The following is a 21,122-nucleotide window of genomic DNA, read 5'->3' as shown; positions in this document are numbered from 1 at the left end:
AGTTCGTCTAAAAATTCCGGTGCGAGCTGTTCGTGCAGCTCTTCCGGCACATATCTGAGGGCGTTTGCTACCGCCAGCTTGATCTCTCTTTTGTTCAGGGTCAGCTCTCTTTTCGGGGCTCTTCTGACACCTTCTTTAAAGGTCGGGTACTCCGGCAGAACGGGATCCAGTTTGATTACCATTGCTTTTCCGATTTCCGCATTGTTCATCTCTCATCTTCTCCTTTTCCTGTTTATTACATCGAATCTTTATATAGACTTTACCATACAGTTAGTCAAGAAAGCGTCGAAGAAGACGCCGAAACTATTAAAATTTTGTGAATTATCAACTATTTTTGCCTTAATTTCGTCGAATTTTTCAAATATCCTCCAGCCAGCGGATTTCATAGGCCCCCGGTATTTCCTCCAGACACCGTCTTGCCCTCTCTTTGTACACCTCCACAGGCTCTGTCAGGATATCCCTGAAATCCTCCGGAAAACGTACCAGCAGTTCTGCCTCAGTCAGTGCCAGAAGCCCTTTCGCATAGGGTGAGGCAAACTGGTGCGCGCTCTTCATGGCTTCCTCCAGATACCGGACCGCTTCCGCCTTATTTCCCTTTTCTGCCTCCAAAACCGCCAGATACCCTTTGGTAATGGAACGCCCGATAAGGGTAAAGGACTCCTCGTACACACGGTCTGCCTGATAAAGAGCTTCCTCGCTCTGTCTCGTCTTCCCCATTGCCAGATAGGAGCGCCCCATATTGGAATAGAACGTGGCGTTGCAGGGACAGTGGTTGCTGTCGCAGGTGGCAACCGCCTGTCTGTAATATCTGTTTGCCTCCTCAAAATCCCTCTGTTTTCTCCGTATTTCGCCCATGTAATTATAGCACGCAGCAATATTCAGCGCATAAATTCTGGACTTAAGCGGAGCATTCTTAAAAAATTCCAGGGATTTTACCAGATACTCCATCCCCTCCTCAAACCTGCCCTTCATAGACAGATAGAGTCCATAGAGACGGCAGGTTATGGCATAATCCTCCTGCAGTCCGTTCTTTTTTGCCAGCACAAGGCTTTCCTCCAGATACTCTTCCGTGTGCTCTACCTTCCACAAATTGGTCTGCTGATATATGAGAAAACGCAGACATCTGATCTTTTCTGCCGGGTCATCTCCTGCAAGGACATTGGACTTCAGGGCCTTTTCAATATACTGTGCCCCCTCCTCGTAATATCCCTGAGGAATGCAGTATTGGGCTGTAGCCTGCATAAGGCTCACATGCAGCTTCAGATATGACTCCTTCTGAGGATTTCTCTGGCTCAGCTCCAGAAGTTCTTCCTCAAGCTGCCTGCAGTAATCCAGCACGGAATCCATCTGCACTTCCTTTTTCCCTCCGGCAGGGAAGAGAGGATACAGCTCATAATACCTGTAAGAATATTCTGTCAGTGCCCGAATCCTGTACTCCAGCGCCTTCTCCCTGTCCCCGCAGAGAGTATAGTGGTAAATCAGACGCTCGTATCTGTTGGCTTCATAGAGCGGCAGCCCCTCAATATATTCTGCCAGTTTTCTGTGGAATACACGGCGTTTGGAGGGGGACATTTTTGTATGTACAAACTTCTGTATGCTGTCATGGCAGAAAAAGAACCGCACTTTCTCACTGTCCTGCTGTTCTTTTATAAATCCCTGCTCCTTCAGTTCATCCACAGCATCCAGGATCTCCATCTCATCACATTTAAGAATCTGCATGCAGGCATCCATATCCGCCCAGGCCTGGCAGGAGGATATGAGTTCCAGCACCTGTCTTGTCTTTTTCTGCAGCGCTGCCATCTTCTGCTCCCACACCTGGTTCAGAGGCGTGATATCACCAGCCTCCAGCCTTCCGTCCCCGCAGCAGTCCAGCAGCGTCTTCAGATACAGGGCATTTCCGGATGTCTCGCCGTAAATAGTGTCTAAAAACTCTTCGCTGACCCGCTCCTCCCCCAGTCTCCCTGCCAGAATTTTTCTGACAGCCTCCCTGGTAAAGGGAAACAGCGTGATCTCCTGAAGACATTCCTCCTTCAAAAGAGGCTTCAGGGCTGTCCGCAAAGGCTGGGTAAAGATACAGGGACTGGTGGCCAGTACCATAATATTGGGATTCTTGGCCCGTATGAGCAGGGAGAGAAATTCCAGGCTCGTCTCATCCATAAACTGTATATTGTCGAAAAAAAGTACCACCAGCACCTGTTCCCCGATCTCCTCAAATAATTTTATGAGCAGATTCCTGGTTGCCCGGTAGCTGTAGGAAATCGTGGTATCACCCAATACCGGTTCTTTCACATCCTGGGTATCGAAAAGCGGAAACAAAAGCTCTGCTGCCTGCAGATATTTTTTGTCCAGAGCAAAATCCTGCTTTTTCAGAAGGGAATTTACCTGCATCATAATGGTATTCCATGGCTGAAGCACGATATTCTGTTCATTTTCCAGACAGACGGCCCGTAAAATGACTGTGTTTTCCTCTGTGATCTCTTCCAGGAACCGCTCTGCCAGATAAGTTTTGCCCACACCGCTTTTGCCGGAAAGCAGAACAGAGGTGGGCGAACCGGACAAGAACTGACGGTATGAGGCCTGGAGAAGCTGCAGTTCGCGCTCGCGGCCTGTACATACTTCCCCTGAATGTTCCTCCTCCTTCTCCCCCTCCTCTGACCAGACGTGGAGAAGCTTCCTGTAAAGTTCCCGTATTTCCCTGCGGGGCGCCACCCTGAGCTCTGTATTCAGCAGATTCACAAGCTGCTGGTACAGGCGGATGCCCTTGTAGTAAAGATGCGCACTCTCATATATCTCCATCATGCGCAGATATACCCGCTCGTCTAAAGGGTCCTCCTGTACATAGCGCTCGAACAGGGTTTCCCCTTCCGCCACGGAAAGATCTGCTTCGCTCTGCATCTTCTCATAAATGGCTCTCAAAAATGCCTCTTTTGCCAGCCCTCTTTTCATGGTCAGCCATTCTTCGTAAGGGTACGCATTTTTTATATAAAATCCGCCCAGAAGCTCCTCCCGGTAGAGAGACGGATCTCTTTTTTCCATGAATGCATCGTAATCCACAAGAAACATAAGTTCCGGATTCAGCTCCAGGGTCTGCCTTGTCGGTGAGGAGACAAGATCTGTATGAAATATTTTGCGAATGGTGTACAGTGCATGCCTCAGATTCTTCTTTGCGGTGGCCTCATCACAGGAATCCCAGAGAAGGGCCGCAATCTGGTCCCTTGTGGCCTTTTTCTCAATGGCCATATAGAACAGAAGCGCCTCTGCCTTCTTATAAGGCAGTATGACCTGTTCCCCATCCAGTAAAATCTGCGGTGTCTGTAACACATATATCTGAACTGTTGACACAATTTTCTCCTTTCCGAAAAACCTGTTGCTTCTGCACTCCATTTTATACAAAATCCGACATAAAGTAAAGCAAAAAGGCCGCCGCTTCGGAAATTCACCAAAGCGGCGGCCCTGCTGCCGATCATCTTTATTCTGCTTTTTTTACTTTACAGATACCGAGTTTTGCGGCGGTATCACCCGTACTCTGTACGGCAAGCGCTTCTTCCCAGTTTTGGCACAGAAGCAGTTCGCCCTCTTTCACCGTATGATCCGAAACACAGATACATCCCTCACCCACGTAGACAGCCAGCAGGTCAAACATGCCTTCCGGCTCCAGCATACAGGACTGTCCGGCCTCCAGTATAGCGGCCTCCATCCTGCCGTCCGCGCCGTTTTTCAGCATCAGGTTAAAATCTGTCACTTTCCCGTAGCTGACTGTGGGCACACCTCCGTCAAAGCAGTCTACCTCATATGGCTCCAGCTCTGCTTTGGTGTTGACACCGTGAATCATATCCAGATGTCCCTTCAGAGTCATCAGATAGCGTTTTACTCCGGGAAGGCTTGTGAAACTGGATTTCTGCAGTTCCACTGTGGCACTGCTGATGCGTGCCTGAAAGGTGCCCTCCTTGTAATCCCCATCCTCAGGATAGATAAAGAGCTGTGTTGTGGTTCCTCCTGACCAGACAGAAGTCTGATACTGCTCAGCGTTTCTTACAGTGATACTGGCATTCATGACGTTTTTCCCCTTTCTTTGCCTTCGGCTCAGGGTTCTTACAGAATTCCCTCTTCCGAAACAGGCTTCTTAAAAGCACCATCCAGCCCCAGGAAATTGTAAGGGCGGGAAATGCTGATAAAATAATCCCTTTTACGGGAGATATTTCCGTAAATGTAACCGGCCCGAAAAACATCACAAATACGACAACCATCATGATCACCAGCGTTATCTTTTCTTTCATGGTGTTAGGCGGTGTCAAAAATATCTTCTGGAGATCCATCTCCACTCTTTCCGGTTCTTTTTTCATACGCTCACTACTCCTATCCTTTAAACTATACCGCAAAAAATCTTATCTGTAAAGCAGCAGACAAAAACTCAAGTTCAGGCTTTTGCATGTTCCTCAAGCACCTGAGGCTCCACATCGACCACATCATCCACATCCTCAATGATCTTATCAATAAAGAAAATCTTAAAGGTGGACGCAAGCTGCAGGATGAAGATAGGCAGTACGCAGAATCCGCCTACACCCGACAGATATTTCACGCCTTCCACGCCCTGCTGTCCTCCGCCGAAGATTACCATGATCACGGAAATGATACCGATAGAAACGCCCCATACGATCTTCTGCCAGTTTGCAGGCTCCTCATCGTAGCTGGAACCCTCCGTACAAATCTGGGAGATGGTGGTGGACATGGTATCCGCCGTAGTTGAGAACGCCGCTATCATGGTGATCATGATAAGAGGAATGAGGATAAAACTGATCGGCATCTTCTTAAGCAGCTCCCACAGACCGGACACCGCAATGCCGTTCTGGATCGCCCCAATCAGATCCGCCTTTCCGATATCCTGCCAGTTGAGTGCAGTTCCGCTCCATACGGAGAACCAGATAAGGCCAAAGGTAGACGGCATGATCCAGTTTACGATCATGAACTGGCGAATAGTTCTTCCGTAGGAAATCATAGCAAAGAAGATAGCCATCAGCGGCGCATAAGCGATCCAGCACGCCCAGTCAAACATGGTCCACCAGGTAACCAGTGCCTCACCGCCTACATTTCCGGGGTCAAGTCCCCATGAGAGGAAGTGGTCGCCCCAGTATCCGATACCTGTATTCATCATGTTCAGTATGTACACCGTCGGTCCTGCGATCAGCAGGAATACAAGAAGCACATAGAAGATCTTGGAAGTTCCGTTTGCCAGCCACTTGATACCTTTATCAAGGCCAGCCACAGAGGCAATGGTAAAGGTGGCCGTAATGATCACGAACAAGGTGATCCACACAACCGGTCCCTGCTTGATACCGTAAGCTGCCTCCAGACCGGAACCGATCAGAGCCAGTCCCATACCCAGGTTACTGGAAAGTCCCAGTGCCAGAGCCACGATGGAAATTACGTCGATGATGCTTCTCAGTACACCGTATTTGACTCTCTGTCCAAATAGAGGAGTCAGGGAAGCTGCCACAGACAGTTCTTCCTTCTTGTTGAAATAAATGTAAGCCATTGCACATCCAACGATGGAGTACATTGCGTAAGGGATAAATGTCCAGTTGTAGAACACACGGCCCATACCGAACATGGCAGCCTCCTGGGTCAGCGGCTCAATGCCGTAGCCTCCCAGTTCCCCGTAAATACTGCCGTAATAAATCATTACCTCATTGGCACCGTACACGATACATCCTGTAGCGATACCGCCTGTCAGCGTCATGGCGAACCATGAACCAAAGGAGTGCTTTGCCTTGGCATTGCGGCCTCCGAACCTGACCTTGCCCAGTTTGGAAAATGTAAGTATCATTACCACAACCAGACAGAAAATAGCTACCAGCTGATACAGCCATCCAAAGCTCTTCAGGGACCATCCGAAAATAGCTGAGCAGACTTCCGTCAGCCACTCATTTTTCAGGATTCCCAGAAGTGCTCCGCCGCCGATGATAATGAACGCAGGAATAAACACACTCCATCGAACAGCTTTTTGTTGTTTCTTTTCTCCACTCATAGAATACCCTCCTGGTGATATAATTTTTTCCCGCGGCTCCCCGGTATATGACCGGACAGCCGCTTATGTAATGCGGATTGGTCTTTCCGCTTTACTGCAGTCTTATTTACTCTGTCTTATAAGATTTCAGGAACTCATAAGTCTTCTGGATGTCCACTGACATGTTCCTGTCATTGTCCAGATAGGGGACCACTTTCCTGTAGGACTCAAACAATGGCTTTGTCCCCTCCCCAAGCATGGGATTCTCTCTTAAATCCACGGCCTGGGCTGCATGCATCAGCTCAATGGCTGCCATGTAGTACAGGTTGTCAATGATCCTGCGCATATTTGCCGCTGCCATGGTGGAATTGCTTGCGGTATCCTCTATATGGCCTGCCATGCTCAGGAAATCAAGGGAACATGGATTGGCATACATGCGGTTCTCCGTATCCAGATAAGACACGGTCTTCTGAATGGTTCCGTAGGCAATGACCGCGCCCTCCACAGGTGTCAGGAAACGGTTCAGCTTTGTAAAGCCCGGGTCACCGATCCTTAAAATCTGCTGGGAGATCATCTTTGACATATGTGCCAGTCCCGTGCTCGCCATCTCCACAGCCAGTACCCAGGTAAGCGGTTCAAAGTTAGGGCTTCCGCACATTCTGTCCTCCTCAGGAAGCAGGCATGGATTGTCATCTGTGGCATTTAACTCCACACTAAGCTGCTGTTTCAGGTAGCCCAGGGCATCCATCACTGAACCTGTGATGGCGCTCTGGCACCGGAAGCTCAATGGGTCCTGAAGGGCTCTGCCCTCCCAGGGTTTTTCCAGATAACTGCCCTTTAAGAGCTCCTTACATTTTCTGGCTGATTCTATCTGGCCCTGATAGCCCCTCTCCCGGTTCACGCTCTCGTCCATGGGGTCAAGCACGCCGTTCAGCCCCTCAAGCGCCAGGCAGAATACCCTTCTGTAACGCTCAATAAACTGTTCCGCCTCAATGACTCCCATGGCTGCGAAAGCGGCTCCCTGGGCATTGGAGGAGACAATGCCCAGGCCGTCCTTTGGTCCCAGCTTCAGCGGCTCCAGACCTGCCAGCTCCAGCGCTTTCGCACTTTCCATGCGCTGGTTCTGGTAATAAGCTTCGCCTTCCCCGATGGCTGTCAGTCCAATGGCGGGAAGGGTTGCGATATCTGCTTCCCCCACGCTGCCCCGGCTCTTCATGACCGGATGGACGCCTCTGTTTAAAAATTCCACATAATACTGCACAATCTCCGGGGCCACACCTGTGTGACCGCAGAGAAAACCGTTCAAACGGACAGCCATGATGGTTCTTGTCTCCGGAATGCTGCACTCCGGCCCCACACCGATCATATGGCTTCTCAAAAGATTCTTGTTGTAGGCGTCGTACCGGTCTGCATATACCACCTTGTCCTTGTTCCAGCCCACACCTGTGTTCAGCCCGTAAACTGCAACACCGCGTTTATCCAGCTCAAAAATCAGCTCTCTGGCTTTCCTGACCTTGTCCATGGCTTCTGCATCCACTTCCACTTTTGCATTTTCAAATGCGATTTCCTTGATCTGGGAAATCGTCAGCTCACTTCCGGTCAGCCGAATTACCTTCTCCTGCATGTTAATTGCCCTCCTTACGTTTCTCTTCCAGATATGCCACTACCTTCTCCGGTGTGATGGGATAACTTGCAAAGCAGCTCCCCAGCGCGTAGTTTATGGCATTGGCCACTGCCGGCGCCGGTGCCACGGCTGCGATCTCTCCCAAACTCTTTCCTCCGTATGGGCCATCCGGCTCCCCATCCTCCACAAAGATGGAGCGCACCTTTGGCATATCCGGCGCATTGATAATATGATACTTGGAGAAGTTTTTGGTCTTGACCCTTCCCTTTGCATCATAGGAAATCTCTTCAAAGAGAGCCTGCCCCAGACTCATCTGGGCACCGCCCTCCACCTGGCCTTCAGACAGCGTCCGGTTCATGACCTGTCCCACATCATGTACGCAGAGCAGGTCCAGCACCTCTGTCTGCCCCGTATACTTATCCACCCGCACCTCAGCAAAGGCACAGCAGTAAGTTCCCGGGTTGGACGGCGGCTCGTATTCCAGCTCTGTGTGCATGTAACGGCAGCACTTAAGTTCATAGTCAAGCGCTATCTGTTTATAAGACTTCTCCTCCTTTTCGCAGCGAAGGATTCCGTCATCGGCCTCTATCTTGTCCTGATCCCATTGATACATCTCCACACAAGCCTGTTTCATCTTGTCCAGAAGCTGTTCTCCTGCCTTCTGCACTGCCCGTCCGCACACATAGGTGACACGGCTGGCCTGTGTTCCCGCCGCGTCATATGGGGTGATAAAAGTGTCGGCCTCGTGGATCTTGATCCGGTATACATCCATATGCAGCGCTTCTGCTGCTATCTGCTGCATGGTCATAACCGTTCCGCAGCCCTGGTCATGGATTCCGATCTGCACCTCCACGGTTCCGTCCGGATGCAGGGATATGGTCACATTTGTAAACTCCGGATACGCGCCCTTATAGCCATTTCCATGGGCACCGCAGGCCATGCCTACTCCATACGCGTACCGTCTGGTATCCTTCTCATGGATATGTTCTCTTTTTTCTTTCCAGGAAAAGGCCTCCATGCCTTTCCGGATACATTCCTTTATCCTGGCATTTCCCAGATTCGTTCCCCCTGTAGGGTCATCATCCATAGGATGTACAATGTTTTTCAGCCTGAGTTCACAAGGGTCCATACCGATGGCATTTGCTGCCTGGTCCAGATTTACCTCCGTGACAGCATGAGCCTGGGGAGAACCGTAGCCTCTGCAGGCGCCCCCGGAAATGGTATTTGTATAGAAGGTCCGCACATGGCAGGTCTGGTTCTCAACATGATACATGCGGAACAGTTTTTTACAGTACGCCATGGCAATTGCCGAAGCATTGGTATAATAGGCACCTCCGTCAATATCCGCATCTATTCTGCGTCCTCTAATGACGCCATCTCTGGTAACCGCTGTTTTTACACGGGTTTCCGTGGCATTTCTGCTTCTGGTTCCCATGACTGCATCCTGCCTGTCCATATACAGCATGACCGGACATCTCAGTATCCATGTGGCAAATGCACAGGCCGGCTCCACCACGGTCTGCCCCTTTCCTCCAAAAGAACCGCCCATCACAGCTTTTATAACACGGACCTTTGTATAAGGGATGCCCAGCAGATGGCTGATATGGTATCTGACCTGGTAAACCGTCTGGCACGGGGTCCAGAGTACCAGATTGCCGTTCTCGTCAATCTCACTCAGTGCAATATGGGGTTCAATGGCGCTGTGGTGGATTTTCTGGGTACTTCCCTCTGTGCTCACCACGATCAGCTCATCTTTTGCTTCCCCATCTCCGGTAAGCGCCTCATAATCCCCGCAGCTCACCTCTTTTTCAAATGCAAGCATACCCTCTGTTTTCCTGGCAGCATTAAGGCCGATGACGGGGGCAGCTTCATCATAATCGATCTCCACCAGACTGACTGCCTCCTCCACGGCTGCCTTGGTTTCCCCCACGACAAGGGCCAGATGGTCTCCCACATAACGGGCCTTTTCGCTTAAAATATACTGGTCCATGGGAGCATCCAGACAGGCAGACCAGTTGTGCGGGTTGTAAGGTATTTTCGGCACATTCGCATGGGTAAACACTGCCCGGACGCCCGGTACCTGTTTTGCCTTCTCCGTACGGATTGTAATATCCGCATTGGCTTTTTCACTCAGAACCAGCTTGGCATAGAGCATGCCGGCGATCTGCCTGTCACAGGTGTACTTTGTCTTTCCCCTGGCCTTGTCATACACATCCTCACGGATATAGCTCTTTCCCACATATTTCAAATCGCTTTTATTTGTATCCATTATCTGCCCGCCTCCTCTTCTGCCCTGCGAAGGTCATCCAGTATCTGGTCAATGACCCCGAAAGCGGCTGATTTTTTATAATGCTTTGACGGCCGGTTCGGAATATTCTCCTCTATCTGGGCGTACACGGCATCCCGAATCTTTTCCTCGTCACAGCTGGAAAGTGTCTGTCCCTCCAGGCACGCTTCAATCAGACGGGCACGGCACGCTTTTGCGCCCACGGCCCCCAGATATACCACAGGGTGCATCATACATCCCTCTTTTATCTCTGTACAGATACAGCCGTTTATCTTTGAAATGGTAACTGCTTTTCTGGCACCTACTTTTGCAAATGCTGAAAGCACATGCTGTTTCTTCACAATAAACTTAAGGATGACTTCTCTTTCTCCCAGGGTGGTCTTCTCCAGGCCTTCCACAAAATCATCTACCAGACGTTTTGTCACTGCACCTGTCCCGTCCAGAATCTCTGCCTCTGCGCCATAGGCAAGCAGCACCGGGGTAGTATCTGAACTCTGGGATGCGTTTGCCACGTTTCCTCCCAGGGTGGCCCGGTTCCTGATCTGGGTGGAGCCTACCATGGATGCGGCCTTAGAAAGAGCCGGTATCCATGTCCTGACAAGGGGACTCTGTTCCAGCTCTGTCATGGTGACACCTGCGCCGATGATCACGGAATCCTCTGTCTCTGTGATCTGTGACAGCTCCGGCAGATGTGTCAGGTCAATCAATGAATAATGAAATTTTTTTTCTTTTCTCAAGTGGATGACAAGGTCTGTTCCCCCTGCGCAGAGATAAGTATTCTCATCTTTTTCCCTGAGGGCAGCAGCCAGTTCATCCAGATTTTGCGGTATTCGGAAACTCACTTGATTTCCCCCTCTCCCACGGCATTCACAGCCTTCACGATTTTCTCATACCCTGTACAGCGGCACAGATTTCCCTCGATGGCTCTCTTGATTTCCTCCACTGTGGGGTGGGGATTCTCATAGAGCAGTGCCTTACAGGACAATATCATACCCGGTGTGCAGAAACCGCACTGGATAGCTCCCATCCGGATAAACGCCTTCTGCAGCGCGTCCAGCTCACCGTTTTGCTCCAGACCCTCAATAGTGGTGATCTCCCGGTCCATGACCTGGCCTGCAAAAACCGTACAGCTTGTCACAGCTTTTCTGTCCAGCAGTACCGTACAGGCACCGCATTCACCCTCACTGCAGCCCTCCTTCACACCGGTCAGTCCGCAGTCCTCACGCAGAAAATCGAGCAGACGTTTTGTCGGCTCTGTCTCTTTCTCTACCTGTTCTCCGTTGATCATACATCTGAGCAGCATTCTATTCACCCTCTCCTGCTTTTTTCTTATATCTTTTACGCCTCTTTGTGCGTTTTTCAGTCTGTCCATTGTCTGACGAGTCTATTGTATATCACTTCCGTTGAAAAACCGTTGAAATCCCTCTGGTTTTTTGTCTATTTTCCAAGAAACTCTTGACGGAAATGGTTTTTTCTTAAATAATGAGTAACAGACAGGAGGTTTTACTATGGAACTGGCAAACAGCTACCTGGAGGAGGGCTTTCCCTTCCGGGGCCGAAAGAGAAAAAAAATGGAACAGTTTCTGGAAAAAAGCGGCCTGACCTATGACGCGCAGATCATCTACTCTGTCCTGCTGTGCAGGGAGGACGGGGAGATCATAGGCTGCGGTTCCAGACATGAAAATATTTTGAAATGCATTGCTGTGGATGAAACTTACCAGGGGGAAGGGCTTCTGCAGCGAATCGTCACACAGCTTATCAAACAGGCTTATACCTGCGGCATTCCGCATCTGTTTTTATTTACCAAACCAAAATACCGGGTTGTTTTTGAGGATATGGGCTTCTACCCCATAACGGAAACAGATACCATGCTGCTGCTGGAGAACAGAAAGGATGGTATCTCCCATTATCTGAAGGAGGAGCTTGCCAAATTTCCTCTCCCTCCCTGCAAAGACGCGGGTGCCATTGTCATGAATGCCAATCCCTTCACCAGGGGGCACCGTTATCTGATCGAAACCGCGGCACAGGCGTGTGATGTGCTCCATGTCTTTGTGCTCTCCGCTGACGCTTCGGAGTTTCCCGCTGATGTCAGGCTTCGCCTTGTCAGGGAGGGATGCAGGGATCTTGAAAATGTCATGGTCCACGGCAGTTCCGAATATCTCATCTCCCATGCCACCTTTCCCGACTATTTCCTGAAGGATAAGGCAGGGGCTTCGGACAAAGCCGCGGAGCTGGATTTGAAAATTTTTGCAGACTATTTCAGGGATGCCTTTCATATTAAAAAGCGTTTTGTTGGGGAGGAACCCTTTTCCCCGGTCACAAGAGCGTATAATAAACAGATGAAGCAGACCCTTCCGGCCTGTGGAATCGAGGTTGTGGAAATTCCACGGAAGACATGCGGAGATACAATTATCAGTGCAACCCTTGTCCGGGAGAAATTCCTGGCAGGCCATATGGAATCCCTTCGTCCGCTGGTGCCGGACAATACTTACCGCTATCTGGTATCACAGGAGGGGATTGCCCTCAGAAAACAACTATTGGAGAGACAGTCATGAACCATACAGATTTATGCTCCGGCACTCCCATTACCCTGGATCAGGTGCTGGATGCCAGAGAACGGCGGGCAGCCATTCAAAGAGAAATGCTGAAAGATATACAGCGTGATAACACTGCTCTGATCAGCTTTACATTGAATATCGTAGGGCCAATCAAGGTCTTCCCCTATACCATTCTGGCCTTTGAAGCAGGTCTGGAAGCCATCCGGGAATGCCTTCTCTGGCTGGAAGCGGATATCACCGCTTTTCGGGAGGTTCGGGAAGTTACAGGATATGAGGCATTCTTTTCTGTTAAAAAGGAGTCCGGTCTTGCCCGTATATGTAAAACACATCTCACAGAACTGGAGGAAACCCATCCTCTCGGACGTCTCTTTGACATTGACGTGCTGATGCCCGACGGAACTAAAGTCTCCAGGGAATCCCTCGGATATGCCGGGCGCACCTGTCTGCTCTGTGACAGACCTGCCTTTCTGTGCGGACGCTCCCGGACACATACAGCTCAGGAGCTGGTGGAGCGGGAGATTTCTCTTATGAGAGATTTTTTTGTGGAACGTTTTTCCGTCCATATCGGACTGCTGATGCAGAAAGCGCTTTTTTATGAGGTCAATACCACTTTAAAGCCCGGCCTTGTGGACCTTATGCACAACGGTGCGCACACAGATATGGACCGGTATACCTTCCGTGACAGTGCCTATGCTCTTACTTCTTATTTTATTGAGGTGACCAGGCAGGGGATGGAATTCGCCCTTAAGGAGGGAAAGGAGGAGGACCTGCCGGAGCTGTTCGCATCCATCCGTCCGCTGGGCATAGCTGCGGAGACGGCTATGAAACAGGCTACGGGCGGGGTCAACACCCATAAAGGCATGATCTTTTCCGGGGGCATTCTCTGCTGTGCGCTTGGCTATGATATTGTTTCCAGAGACGCGGGCGGCTCTTTCCGCCTGAAATACGCCAATCCCGGGGAGGCCTTTCCCCATCTGGAAACCACAGTGCGGCAGATGCTGGTTCATCTTCCGGATGACTTTCAGAGGCTTGACACCTCCCATGCCGCAAGCCACGGAGAGCGGCTGTACAGACAGTATGGCATCACCGGAATCCGCGGGGAGGCTCATCTTGGTTTCCCATCCCTCTTTCACATGGGATATCCCCTCTTTCTCCGGGTACTGGCCCATGGCGGTTCCCTGAATGAGGCGGGATGCATCACACTTCTGCACTATATGGCAGAGACAGAAGATTCCAATCTGATCACCCGCTCCGGCTATGAAACAGCGGCGAAAATCCGGAGAGAATTAAAACGATTCTTAGAATATGCCTCTTACGAAGAACAGCTTGCCGTTCTTCCCCGGCTGGATGATCATTTTGTACGAAATCATATCAGTCCGGGCGGAAGCGCGGATATGCTGGCCCTCACATATTTTTTATATTTTACAGGCATTTTGCCCTGCAGATGGGATTGAGAGGCTGCGCAGAAAGGAAAATGAAATGGAGTTTCAAATAAGAAAAGCAGATTACCGTGATATTCCTGCCATTATGCAGGTGATGGCTGAGGCTCAGAAGGCCATGGAACACCCGGAGTGGTTCTGCTCCGACTGTGAAGAATATATGAAAAAACACATTGAGACATGCGGCTTTACCATTGTCGCAGAACCTATCTCCCAGTCTTCCCTGGCAGGATTCTTTCTTATAAAATTCCCGGGGCTTGCAGAGGAAAACCTCGGTCATTTACTTGGCTATACGAAAGAAGAACTAGAGAAAACCGTTCATATGGATATGGCGGTGGTGCATCCGGCATATCAGGGAAACCGCCTTCAGTCCCGTATGCTTCATAAAGCTGAGGAGGTTCTTGCCGGCTCCCCTGTTTTGAGGAACCGGCTTCTGGCAACCGTACATCCTGACAATCGTTTCAGTCTGAACAATATGTTGAATAGTGGCTATGAGATTGTAAAGACCACCCGCCTATACGGCGGCCTGCCAAGGCATGTGCTTCAAAAAATATTGTAAATTTCATTCCGCATTTGTTATAATTTATCACATTCTCCGCAAACTATATGCATGGAGGTGATCACAAATGGAAAATGATTATCAGGTAGCTTCTATTTCAGAGGACTGTGTCTCTGAAATCAATGAGCTTCAGAACAGATTAAATAAAGAGACGGATAAGGATATTGTACTTATCGCTTATCAGTCTAAAGCAGACGACTAAAGCTGCTGTGCCGGAAGAGGCGCTGCGTTTTCCTTCCCCATCTTTGAATCGGAAGCGATCAGACGGCTGCGCCCCTCCACTTTGACCAGCTTTTCCAATTCTTTCAGGGCATCTTTTCCTATCCATTTCTGGGCCTTGTCTCCGTTTTCTATCAGCTCATGGGCCAGCAGCACTGCTTTTTCCTGGTAATCAAAATCTCTTTTTCCGATTTCTCTCAATGCCCAGGATACGGATTTTTTCACATGCTCTCTCTCATCATCCGAGTATGTGCGGATGAGGGAAAGGTAATGGTCCAGTGTTTCGTTTTCCGGATTCTTTTCATGGATGGCAGCGGATGCCATAAGGGTATAGGCGGCACGTTTGACGTATACTGCCTCCGCGTCGCACCATTTTTCAATGAGATCCTCGTATCCTTTCAGCTTGATCAGCAGATTCTTGCACAGATGGTCGCACAAATCCCAGGAGATGACATCATGCATGAATGCCTCTCCCTCCTGCAGTGTAAACTTCTTTTTGTCAATTACCAATACGGCAAGCAGCCTCGCCTCATGGTAACCTGTGTTCCACAATTCATGAGCCAGAGCATTGTCTTTGCCCGCCTTTTTTGCAAGTTTTCTCACATCCGCAGTGGATACGCCTATGCTGCACGCCTCCGGTATGCCCAGTTTCACCACGTTGGCTTTGTATTTTTCTGAACTCATTGTTCTTAATTCTGACAGGATTTCATCACTTGTCATGCTTTTGTTCCCCCTTTGATATGTAGTTTTTCGACAGGTTTTTGTCTGAGATTTTCACAACTGCAGTTCCCCCACCGGGATCACCGCCCCCGGTTTATCTGAATGTTCCTGCAGGAATTTTTCCATCCACACCACATCAAGCCAGTGTCCGCCCTTATATCCGCATTTCGTAAAATGTCCCACTGTCCTATAACCCATTTTTTCATGGAATCCTATACTCTCGGGATTCGGATATGTAATGCAGGCATTGGCATTTGTTATATTCTGTCTTCTGAGAATATCCTCCAGAGCAGTATAGAGCTGCCGGCCTATTCCATTTCCTCTTACATTTACCTTAAGATATACCGTTGTCTCCACAGCCCAGTCATAAGCCGGCCTTCCCTTAAAAGGTGATGCATAGGCATAGCCCAGGATTTCGCCATTCTGCTCTGCTATAAGGTATGGATATCTTTTCAGGGTTTCCCGGATCCTCTGTGTAAATTCCTCTACAGAAGGTACCTGATATTCAAATGTGATACAGGTATTTTTTACATATGGCTCGTAAATTTTAAGCAGTGTTCCGGCATCCTCCGGTACTGCCATTCTTATGTAGATATTCTTTCTATTCATGAACTTTCTTTCCCTTCTATGATCAGATGTGGTTTGTGGTGTTTCAGATAATTTGCAAGTTCTCCGGAATCCTTCACCTGCTGTTCCAGTATAATGCCCCCAAATCCCAGATTGTCCATAACATGGAAATCACTGCCGGACACCCATTTCAAATCAGGATAGTCACAGATCCATTTCTCCAGTAGTTCATTATGATTACTTCCATTCGGTCGTTGGTTAAATTCCACTCCGTCCAGATACGCAGGATTTTGCGGTCTGCATGGTGGACGGAACGGGTGTGCCTGATACAAAAGTGCTCCATTTTCATGGCATAATTCATACAATTCCTGCTGGGTGAGAAAGCACAGATTGGGATGGGCAAACAAAAATTCTCTGTCCGCCCCATAGATAAGGAAATCCTCTGCATAAGGCTCCAGCCGGATTTCAATTCCCAGTATCACCGTTAGTCCGCACTCTCTGCCTGCTTCATATGCTGTGTCATATCCCAGAAGGTAACGCTCCATACGCTCACGGTCCGTATTTCCAAAATCTTTTAAAAGGTCATTGTCAAAATGATTCGTTATAACTATACCGTCATAATCCGTCTGGCTGTACGCCTTTACCACTTCCCTTGCCAAAATCCGGGCGCAGGGGCTTCCTTCTGCTGTGTGGGTGTGCATTTCCAGTTTCATTTATCGTTCTCCTTTTCAGTATAATATCATGATCAAAACCACGGAACATCATACTCCTTCACCTTCTCCGCATCCAGATCAACAGAATACCCTGTAGCTGTATCCGATTTTTCATGATACTTTTTATACATCACAAACAGAAGAGACTTCCCGTCATCTGAAACTCTGTCATACACTACCGTCACTTCGTATGGCCTGTCCGCCTCATTTTCGTACTCAGCAGTATCGCCTCCCAAAATAGCGTAAAAGTTTCCTTTTGCATTGTACGTTTTTTCTGATGTTGTATACTGCTCTGACAGTTTTTTCTCATACAGAAGGTCATAGGAACGCTCCATACGGTCAAAATATTTTTTATTTTCATCCTCCGTGTCTTCTGTGATCTGCTCTATCCTTTCACTCTCTTCCAGGGACTGCAGCAGTTCATTGTATGTCTGTGCCAGCGTTTTCTCTGTATTTTCGGCATCCGCATAATAATCACCGCGCTTTTCCAGATCCGAAGATTCCGATTCACCCCCGAAATACAGACTGCATATTCTTTTATTCTCTTTTACCTCAATCTGTACCTGCAGAACGCCGGTAAATTTCTTAAATATGGAATCTTCCATGGCATCGGAAATCATAGCGGCAGCTTCTTTTGACGCCTGCTTCATCTCCGATTCATTTTTCACAATAAAATGGTATCCTTCGGTCCCGTTCTCCTTTGTTTCACTCCACTCTGTCTGAAACGCCTCCGCCTCATAAGTCTTTTTAAAATAATCACACGCAATATTTTCTATAAAATCATCAGAAAGCCCGCTGCCGGAAACGGTGGGATAGCCTAAAATATGTACCGCGATCTGCGGATATTCTTCCGTCACATACGCGCCGGAATTCTCCGCAAATTTCATTCCGTATTTGTCCTCCAGAAGCCTGATATCTCTCTCCTCGTCCCATTCAAACTGCCTTCTTCCGAAGAAAGATATCTTATCCCAATAGGTATAGCCTGTTGTATAACCACCTGACTGCTCTGCCACGCAGATTATACCCAGGCCGATATCATGCTCCGAGGGCGATGTCAACAGGAAATAAACAAAGCCTCCTATAAACACAATCACTGCCAAAACAGCATAAATAACTGTCAGTACAACAGCCAGCACCTTATACTTTATTCTGGTCAGGTAATATCCGATAAGCAGGGCCGGAAAAAGGAAAACCAGCGCCCAGAACAGGGCCTGCACCCACAATCTGAACTCAACCCCAATCCCCCGCAGGATAAACCTGGCAAGTACGAATCCCAACAGACTCCCCAGATAAATGATCCAGGGAAGCGCATATTTTATCTTACGTTCCATATTGTCTCCTATCCGAAAAATACAGTTTCCAGGTTTCCGTATTCTATACCGTTTTGAATCCTGACAGCATATTCATGGCACAGGCTGTCAAAATAAGAAACCCATATTTGTCTGCCGGATTTTTCAGCAAGAACCCGAAGCAGCATTCTCAGCTTTCCTTCTGTCCTCTGCAGATCATCCCCCCGGAAATATTGTTCTGCTGCCTCTATATCCTGACTAAAGAGCCGAAGCTGTGAAAGCTGCCTGTCCGTTATCATGCAGCCAAATGCTGTGACGAGCACCAATTCACTGAGATTCCCCATATATCCAGTACTATTCCCGCTCTGAACACGCTCCAGAAGCTGCCTCACAGCCTGCTGCGGAAAGCATTCCAGAAAATCCTTCTCCACTACTATATCACATAAATACTGATAGATGACATCGATTCCGCACATTTCCCTGTGAATATTCACTGTCGGATAGTCCAGTGTGAGCAAATGGTCCTGCGGCCTGAATCTGGCATCATAGGCAATAAAAAATGCAGGCATTCCTTTGAGTATCGTCTCCCTGTAGTTGCTGCAGCCGTAATCACAGAAATCTTTAATCAGTTTATCGTAGATTTCTTTTGCCTTGCGGGTCTTTTCTACTACCCTGTCATAGCCGATTCTATATGCATCTTCCGCTTTCACTGTATGTTCGGACACTAATGTATATTCTGAGGTATCCCGGCATTCCCTCACACAATAGAGCACTGCCTCCATCAGCATCTGCGCTGTCTCATACGTCACAGAACTGCTCTCCTTGGAGGTGTATTTCTCCGCAAGCCGTGCTGTCAGCGGCAGTAATTCTTCCAATTGGTATTCCATTTGCTTTTTCCCCTTTCCCAATCACAGATAACACCCTCTTTTTACTCCCAGAAAAGCTCCCTCAGGACAGACTGATAGAGTTCGTCATCCCATCTTTTTTCCTCACTGAGTGATTCATATTCGTCGAATCCACCGCTTTCCGTAAACCCCTGATAGCCTTCTCTGACAGCCTTTGCAAAGCGTTCCAGGCACGTATCTTCCAGATAATCCAGGTCCCCGAAGCACACAGATTCAAACTGCTGCCTCATAAAATTCAAAAGCTCATCATCTGTCATTTTATCCTGAGACTCGTTCTTAAAATGATAAAAGATGTCCTGCAGTCTGGTGAGAACAGCGAGATAATTATCTTGGCTGACATATTGGGAATCGCAGAAGTTATAGACGATCTTGTCTAAAATCCCCCTGCCGAACTCAACTCTGCCGTACTTTTTCAGACTTTCATTTCGCCTTACGATCAATTCTTTTGCCTCCTGCTCCGTAAGTGTAAGCCCGAATTTTTCCGTCTTCTGATTGTACGCGTCCAGCAAAGCCAGTTCATCCTTCTGCCTCTTTTCTGTAAGCAGTTCAAAAATCTGTTTTTCCATGACTTATCTACCTGTCCTTTCCTGAAAACATTTAACCGGCGGAACTATTAAGCCGGCCAGACAGTTACCGGCCGGTTTCTATAGCTGCTCATTTATTACTACTCACTCTGTGCCCGGCAGTGCGCTTCGCGATACACAGACACAGAACATTCTGTTCCATATCTCACCGGCCGCCGCGGTCTCTGCATACTTTGGGCAAAAAACACTTGGCAGGACAGTGGATATGAATGGTAACGCTCATTATACAGTCGCAGAAAGTCCATTACAAGCCTTGAAAAAAACCCTGTTTTGTGGTAATATAATAGTGCAAAAGGAAGCAGAAAATAAAAATCTGCTTCCTTTTTTCATTTCTGTATTCTATTCTTTTGCCTTTCACGCTTCCGCCATATTGATGCGCGGTATCTTACGGGATACTGCCGGACTGATCAGCCAGGATATTTTCCAACCGGATGCTCCTGCGCATATTTTCTTCCGTAGGAGTGCAGTTCATCCATGACAATGCTGTTATTCCACTCCCTGAAACAGATGCCGTTTGGTATGGATGGATAAAATCTTCCGCCCGGGCAATAGGTATCAATCGCTCTTCTGACCTCTGCCCTGATCTCCTCCTCCGTGATATTCTCAATATCTACTTTCGGGCCGTCAATGCCTCCGACCATAGCAAGCTTTCCCTCTGTCACTCTCTGGATTTCCACAATATCATTCTGCGCGATCGTACCCTGCCAGATATCCACGCCGATTTCCACCATATCTGTGACAATGGGCTGGCAGATGCAGTCCGCATGGTGCATATAAATCATACCGCAGGCATGTATGGTATCCGCGATCTCTTTCTGCAGAGGTTTTATGATTTGGCGCCATACCCTTGGCGGAAGAAAAACATTTTGCTTGGAACCCCAGTCATCGTGATAAAAGATTATGTCAGGGTGGATCTGTTCTGCCACCATCTTGATATACTTTATTTTATAATCAGCAATCACCCGGAGCAGTGCTGCCATCTCATCCGGATACTCCAGATAATTTACCAGGGCCTCCTCCATTCCCATCAGATGGTGAGAGCGCTCAAAAAGGCCTCCGGCGCACATGAATCCCACAAATTTTTCCCTGCGGTCCACTTTAGCCGCTTCCTCTTTCACCAGCGTCCAGTCCAGATGATCCAGATCCGGTACGGTGAGCTGCTCCTCCCATTTTTCAATATCCTTAATGACAGCATTTTCACTGTTCACCCTTGGATGAGGGCCGGGGGCACCCGGCTTATAAACATAGACCGTTCCCCAGGAATCCTTGTGCTCCAGCCCATCCTGAGGGCACATGTCTCCCATGAGCACAGGGTCCGGCACAAGTACGATGGCATCCATCAAATCCCCGTAAAAATCCGGTTGTTCCCTGTTATAAATCGCCATAGCGTTTTCCCGCAGATTCATATGATCGTTTCCTCCTTTGTCTTCCGAAAACTTTTTATAGGTAACTATTCAGCCAGCTGAATCGTTACGGGTATTCGCCCATTAAAAATCGCTTCGCGATGGGGCGAATACCTGCTGCCACTACTCTTATGCACGGTCAGCGCAGTAAATGCGCAGACCTGACTGAACAGTTACTTTTATAGTTCTATTGTATAACAATCTATGTTTTCAGAAAATGTACAGACTGTATCTGTTTTTCCACTCCTTAT

19 protein-coding genes and 1 pseudogene are annotated in these 21,122 nt (G+C 48.6%); 4 read left to right on the top strand and 16 right to left on the bottom strand.

The features are described 5' to 3' along the window. The 9 genes and pseudogenes from WMO65_RS22805 to WMO65_RS22765 form a co-directional block, all read right to left on the bottom strand. A pseudogene (locus WMO65_RS22805) lies at positions 1–209 on the bottom strand (urocanate hydratase); the annotation flags it as partial. 148 nt (positions 210–357) lie between these two features. Further along, positions 358–3,342 carry an AAA family ATPase gene (locus WMO65_RS22800; RefSeq protein ID WP_187370682.1) on the bottom strand — a complete coding sequence of 995 codons (2,985 nt, stop codon included), beginning with the start codon at positions 3,340–3,342 and terminating at the stop codon, positions 358–360. A 127-nt stretch (positions 3,343–3,469) separates the two neighbouring features. Next, a complete protein-coding gene (locus WMO65_RS22795) occupies positions 3,470–4,054 on the bottom strand; it encodes a HutD family protein (RefSeq protein WP_033143992.1) in 585 nt (194 codons plus the stop codon). Further along, on the bottom strand, positions 4,023–4,343 hold the full coding sequence (locus WMO65_RS22790) for a hypothetical protein (protein ID WP_033143993.1): 321 nt from the start codon (positions 4,341–4,343) through the stop codon (positions 4,023–4,025). Before WMO65_RS22790 ends, WMO65_RS22795 begins: the two co-directional genes overlap by 32 nt. Positions 4,344–4,417: 74 nt before the next feature. After that, a complete protein-coding gene (locus WMO65_RS22785) occupies positions 4,418–6,025 on the bottom strand; it encodes a BCCT family transporter (RefSeq protein ID WP_054353703.1) in 1,608 nt (535 codons plus the stop codon). A 106-nt stretch (positions 6,026–6,131) separates the two neighbouring features. Continuing rightward, positions 6,132–7,628, bottom strand: a complete 1,497-nt coding sequence (locus WMO65_RS22780) for an HAL/PAL/TAL family ammonia-lyase (protein ID WP_033143927.1) — start codon at positions 7,626–7,628, stop codon at positions 6,132–6,134. A gap of 1 nt (position 7,629) precedes the next feature. Beyond that, positions 7,630–9,897, bottom strand: a complete 2,268-nt coding sequence (locus tag WMO65_RS22775; RefSeq protein ID WP_148393599.1) for a xanthine dehydrogenase family protein molybdopterin-binding subunit — start codon at positions 9,895–9,897, stop codon at positions 7,630–7,632. After that, positions 9,897–10,757 (bottom strand): FAD binding domain-containing protein, encoded by an 861-nt coding sequence (locus tag WMO65_RS22770; RefSeq protein ID WP_148393598.1) that lies wholly within the window; start codon positions 10,755–10,757, stop codon positions 9,897–9,899. Before WMO65_RS22770 ends, WMO65_RS22775 begins: the two co-directional genes overlap by 1 nt. Continuing rightward, complete coding sequence (locus tag WMO65_RS22765; RefSeq protein ID WP_033143933.1) at positions 10,754–11,218, bottom strand: (2Fe-2S)-binding protein; 465 nt, start codon at positions 11,216–11,218, stop codon at positions 10,754–10,756. Before WMO65_RS22765 ends, WMO65_RS22770 begins: the two co-directional genes overlap by 4 nt. Before the next feature lie 205 nt (positions 11,219–11,423). On the opposite strand from WMO65_RS22765, the gene citC reads away from it, so the two are divergent. From citC to WMO65_RS22745, 4 genes are all read left to right on the top strand, one after another. Next, on the top strand, positions 11,424–12,470 hold the full coding sequence (citC, locus tag WMO65_RS22760) for a [citrate (pro-3S)-lyase] ligase (protein ID WP_148393597.1): 1,047 nt from the start codon (positions 11,424–11,426) through the stop codon (positions 12,468–12,470). Then, a complete protein-coding gene (citX, locus tag WMO65_RS22755; RefSeq protein ID WP_148393596.1) occupies positions 12,467–13,927 on the top strand; it encodes a citrate lyase holo-[acyl-carrier protein] synthase in 1,461 nt (486 codons plus the stop codon). The genes citC and citX overlap by 4 nt, the downstream gene beginning before the upstream one ends. Before the next feature lie 25 nt (positions 13,928–13,952). Continuing rightward, positions 13,953–14,471, top strand: coding sequence for a GNAT family N-acetyltransferase (locus tag WMO65_RS22750; protein WP_033143922.1), 519 nt, complete (start codon positions 13,953–13,955; stop codon positions 14,469–14,471). A 67-nt stretch (positions 14,472–14,538) separates the two neighbouring features. Continuing rightward, positions 14,539–14,673, top strand: a complete 135-nt coding sequence (locus WMO65_RS22745; protein ID WP_255611251.1) for a hypothetical protein — start codon at positions 14,539–14,541, stop codon at positions 14,671–14,673. Here the strand turns inward: WMO65_RS22745 and WMO65_RS22740 are convergent. The 7 genes from WMO65_RS22740 to WMO65_RS22710 all read right to left on the bottom strand — a co-directional run bounded on the left by WMO65_RS22740 (position 14,670) and on the right by WMO65_RS22710 (position 20,874). After that, complete coding sequence (locus WMO65_RS22740) at positions 14,670–15,410, bottom strand: DNA alkylation repair protein (RefSeq protein ID WP_148393595.1); 741 nt, start codon at positions 15,408–15,410, stop codon at positions 14,670–14,672. The two genes, WMO65_RS22745 and WMO65_RS22740, sit on opposite strands and share 4 nt — an antisense overlap. 54 nt (positions 15,411–15,464) lie before the next feature. After that, positions 15,465–16,019 carry a GNAT family N-acetyltransferase gene (locus WMO65_RS22735; RefSeq protein WP_033143920.1) on the bottom strand — a complete coding sequence of 185 codons (555 nt, stop codon included), beginning with the start codon at positions 16,017–16,019 and terminating at the stop codon, positions 15,465–15,467. Beyond that, positions 16,016–16,690, bottom strand: coding sequence for a PHP domain-containing protein (locus WMO65_RS22730; RefSeq protein WP_148393594.1), 675 nt, complete (start codon positions 16,688–16,690; stop codon positions 16,016–16,018). Before WMO65_RS22730 ends, WMO65_RS22735 begins: the two co-directional genes overlap by 4 nt. A gap of 32 nt (positions 16,691–16,722) precedes the next feature. Beyond that, positions 16,723–18,021, bottom strand: coding sequence for a hypothetical protein (locus WMO65_RS22725; RefSeq protein ID WP_148393593.1), 1,299 nt, complete (start codon positions 18,019–18,021; stop codon positions 16,723–16,725). Between the two features lie 8 nt (positions 18,022–18,029). Then, positions 18,030–18,866 carry a DUF6179 domain-containing protein gene (locus WMO65_RS22720; RefSeq protein ID WP_148393592.1) on the bottom strand — a complete coding sequence of 279 codons (837 nt, stop codon included), beginning with the start codon at positions 18,864–18,866 and terminating at the stop codon, positions 18,030–18,032. 41 nt (positions 18,867–18,907) lie between these two features. Next, entirely contained in the window at positions 18,908–19,450 is a 543-nt protein-coding gene (locus tag WMO65_RS22715; RefSeq protein WP_148393591.1) for a DUF6323 family protein, read from the bottom strand. A gap of 425 nt (positions 19,451–19,875) precedes the next feature. Next, positions 19,876–20,874 carry a uroporphyrinogen decarboxylase family protein gene (locus WMO65_RS22710; protein WP_148393590.1) on the bottom strand — a complete coding sequence of 333 codons (999 nt, stop codon included), beginning with the start codon at positions 20,872–20,874 and terminating at the stop codon, positions 19,876–19,878. Between the last annotated feature and the right edge of the window lie 248 nt (positions 20,875–21,122).

The organism is Blautia caccae (genome assembly GCF_040095955.1).
Lineage (GTDB): Bacteria > Bacillota > Clostridia > Lachnospirales > Lachnospiraceae > Blautia > Blautia celeris.
Note: the sequence above shows the minus strand (reverse complement) of the source record. Positions and strands in the feature narration are given on the sequence as shown.

What these genes read in the sequence shown, in the direction of transcription:
- WMO65_RS22795 (WP_033143992.1), bottom strand. Translation starts at nt 4,054, where the DNA reads ATGAATGCCAGTATCACTGTAAGAAACGCTGAGCAGTATCAGACTTCT.
- WMO65_RS22790 (WP_033143993.1), bottom strand. Translation starts at nt 4,343, where the DNA reads ATGAAAAAAGAACCGGAAAGAGTGGAGATGGATCTCCAGAAGATATTT.
- WMO65_RS22785 (WP_054353703.1), bottom strand. Translation starts at nt 6,025, where the DNA reads ATGAGTGGAGAAAAGAAACAACAAAAAGCTGTTCGATGGAGTGTGTTT.
- WMO65_RS22780 (WP_033143927.1), bottom strand. Translation starts at nt 7,628, where the DNA reads ATGCAGGAGAAGGTAATTCGGCTGACCGGAAGTGAGCTGACGATTTCC.
- WMO65_RS22775 (WP_148393599.1), bottom strand. Translation starts at nt 9,897, where the DNA reads ATGGATACAAATAAAAGCGATTTGAAATATGTGGGAAAGAGCTATATC.
- WMO65_RS22765 (WP_033143933.1), bottom strand. Translation starts at nt 11,218, where the DNA reads ATGCTGCTCAGATGTATGATCAACGGAGAACAGGTAGAGAAAGAGACA.
- citC (WP_148393597.1), top strand. Translation starts at nt 11,424, where the DNA reads ATGGAACTGGCAAACAGCTACCTGGAGGAGGGCTTTCCCTTCCGGGGC.
- citX (WP_148393596.1), top strand. Translation starts at nt 12,467, where the DNA reads ATGAACCATACAGATTTATGCTCCGGCACTCCCATTACCCTGGATCAG.
- WMO65_RS22750 (WP_033143922.1), top strand. Translation starts at nt 13,953, where the DNA reads ATGGAGTTTCAAATAAGAAAAGCAGATTACCGTGATATTCCTGCCATT.
- WMO65_RS22745 (WP_255611251.1), top strand. Translation starts at nt 14,539, where the DNA reads ATGGAAAATGATTATCAGGTAGCTTCTATTTCAGAGGACTGTGTCTCT.
- WMO65_RS22740 (WP_148393595.1), bottom strand. Translation starts at nt 15,410, where the DNA reads ATGACAAGTGATGAAATCCTGTCAGAATTAAGAACAATGAGTTCAGAA.
- WMO65_RS22735 (WP_033143920.1), bottom strand. Translation starts at nt 16,019, where the DNA reads ATGAATAGAAAGAATATCTACATAAGAATGGCAGTACCGGAGGATGCC.
- WMO65_RS22730 (WP_148393594.1), bottom strand. Translation starts at nt 16,690, where the DNA reads ATGAAACTGGAAATGCACACCCACACAGCAGAAGGAAGCCCCTGCGCC.
- WMO65_RS22725 (WP_148393593.1), bottom strand. Translation starts at nt 18,021, where the DNA reads ATGGAACGTAAGATAAAATATGCGCTTCCCTGGATCATTTATCTGGGG.
- WMO65_RS22720 (WP_148393592.1), bottom strand. Translation starts at nt 18,866, where the DNA reads ATGGAATACCAATTGGAAGAATTACTGCCGCTGACAGCACGGCTTGCG.
- WMO65_RS22715 (WP_148393591.1), bottom strand. Translation starts at nt 19,450, where the DNA reads ATGGAAAAACAGATTTTTGAACTGCTTACAGAAAAGAGGCAGAAGGAT.
- WMO65_RS22710 (WP_148393590.1), bottom strand. Translation starts at nt 20,874, where the DNA reads ATGAATCTGCGGGAAAACGCTATGGCGATTTATAACAGGGAACAACCG.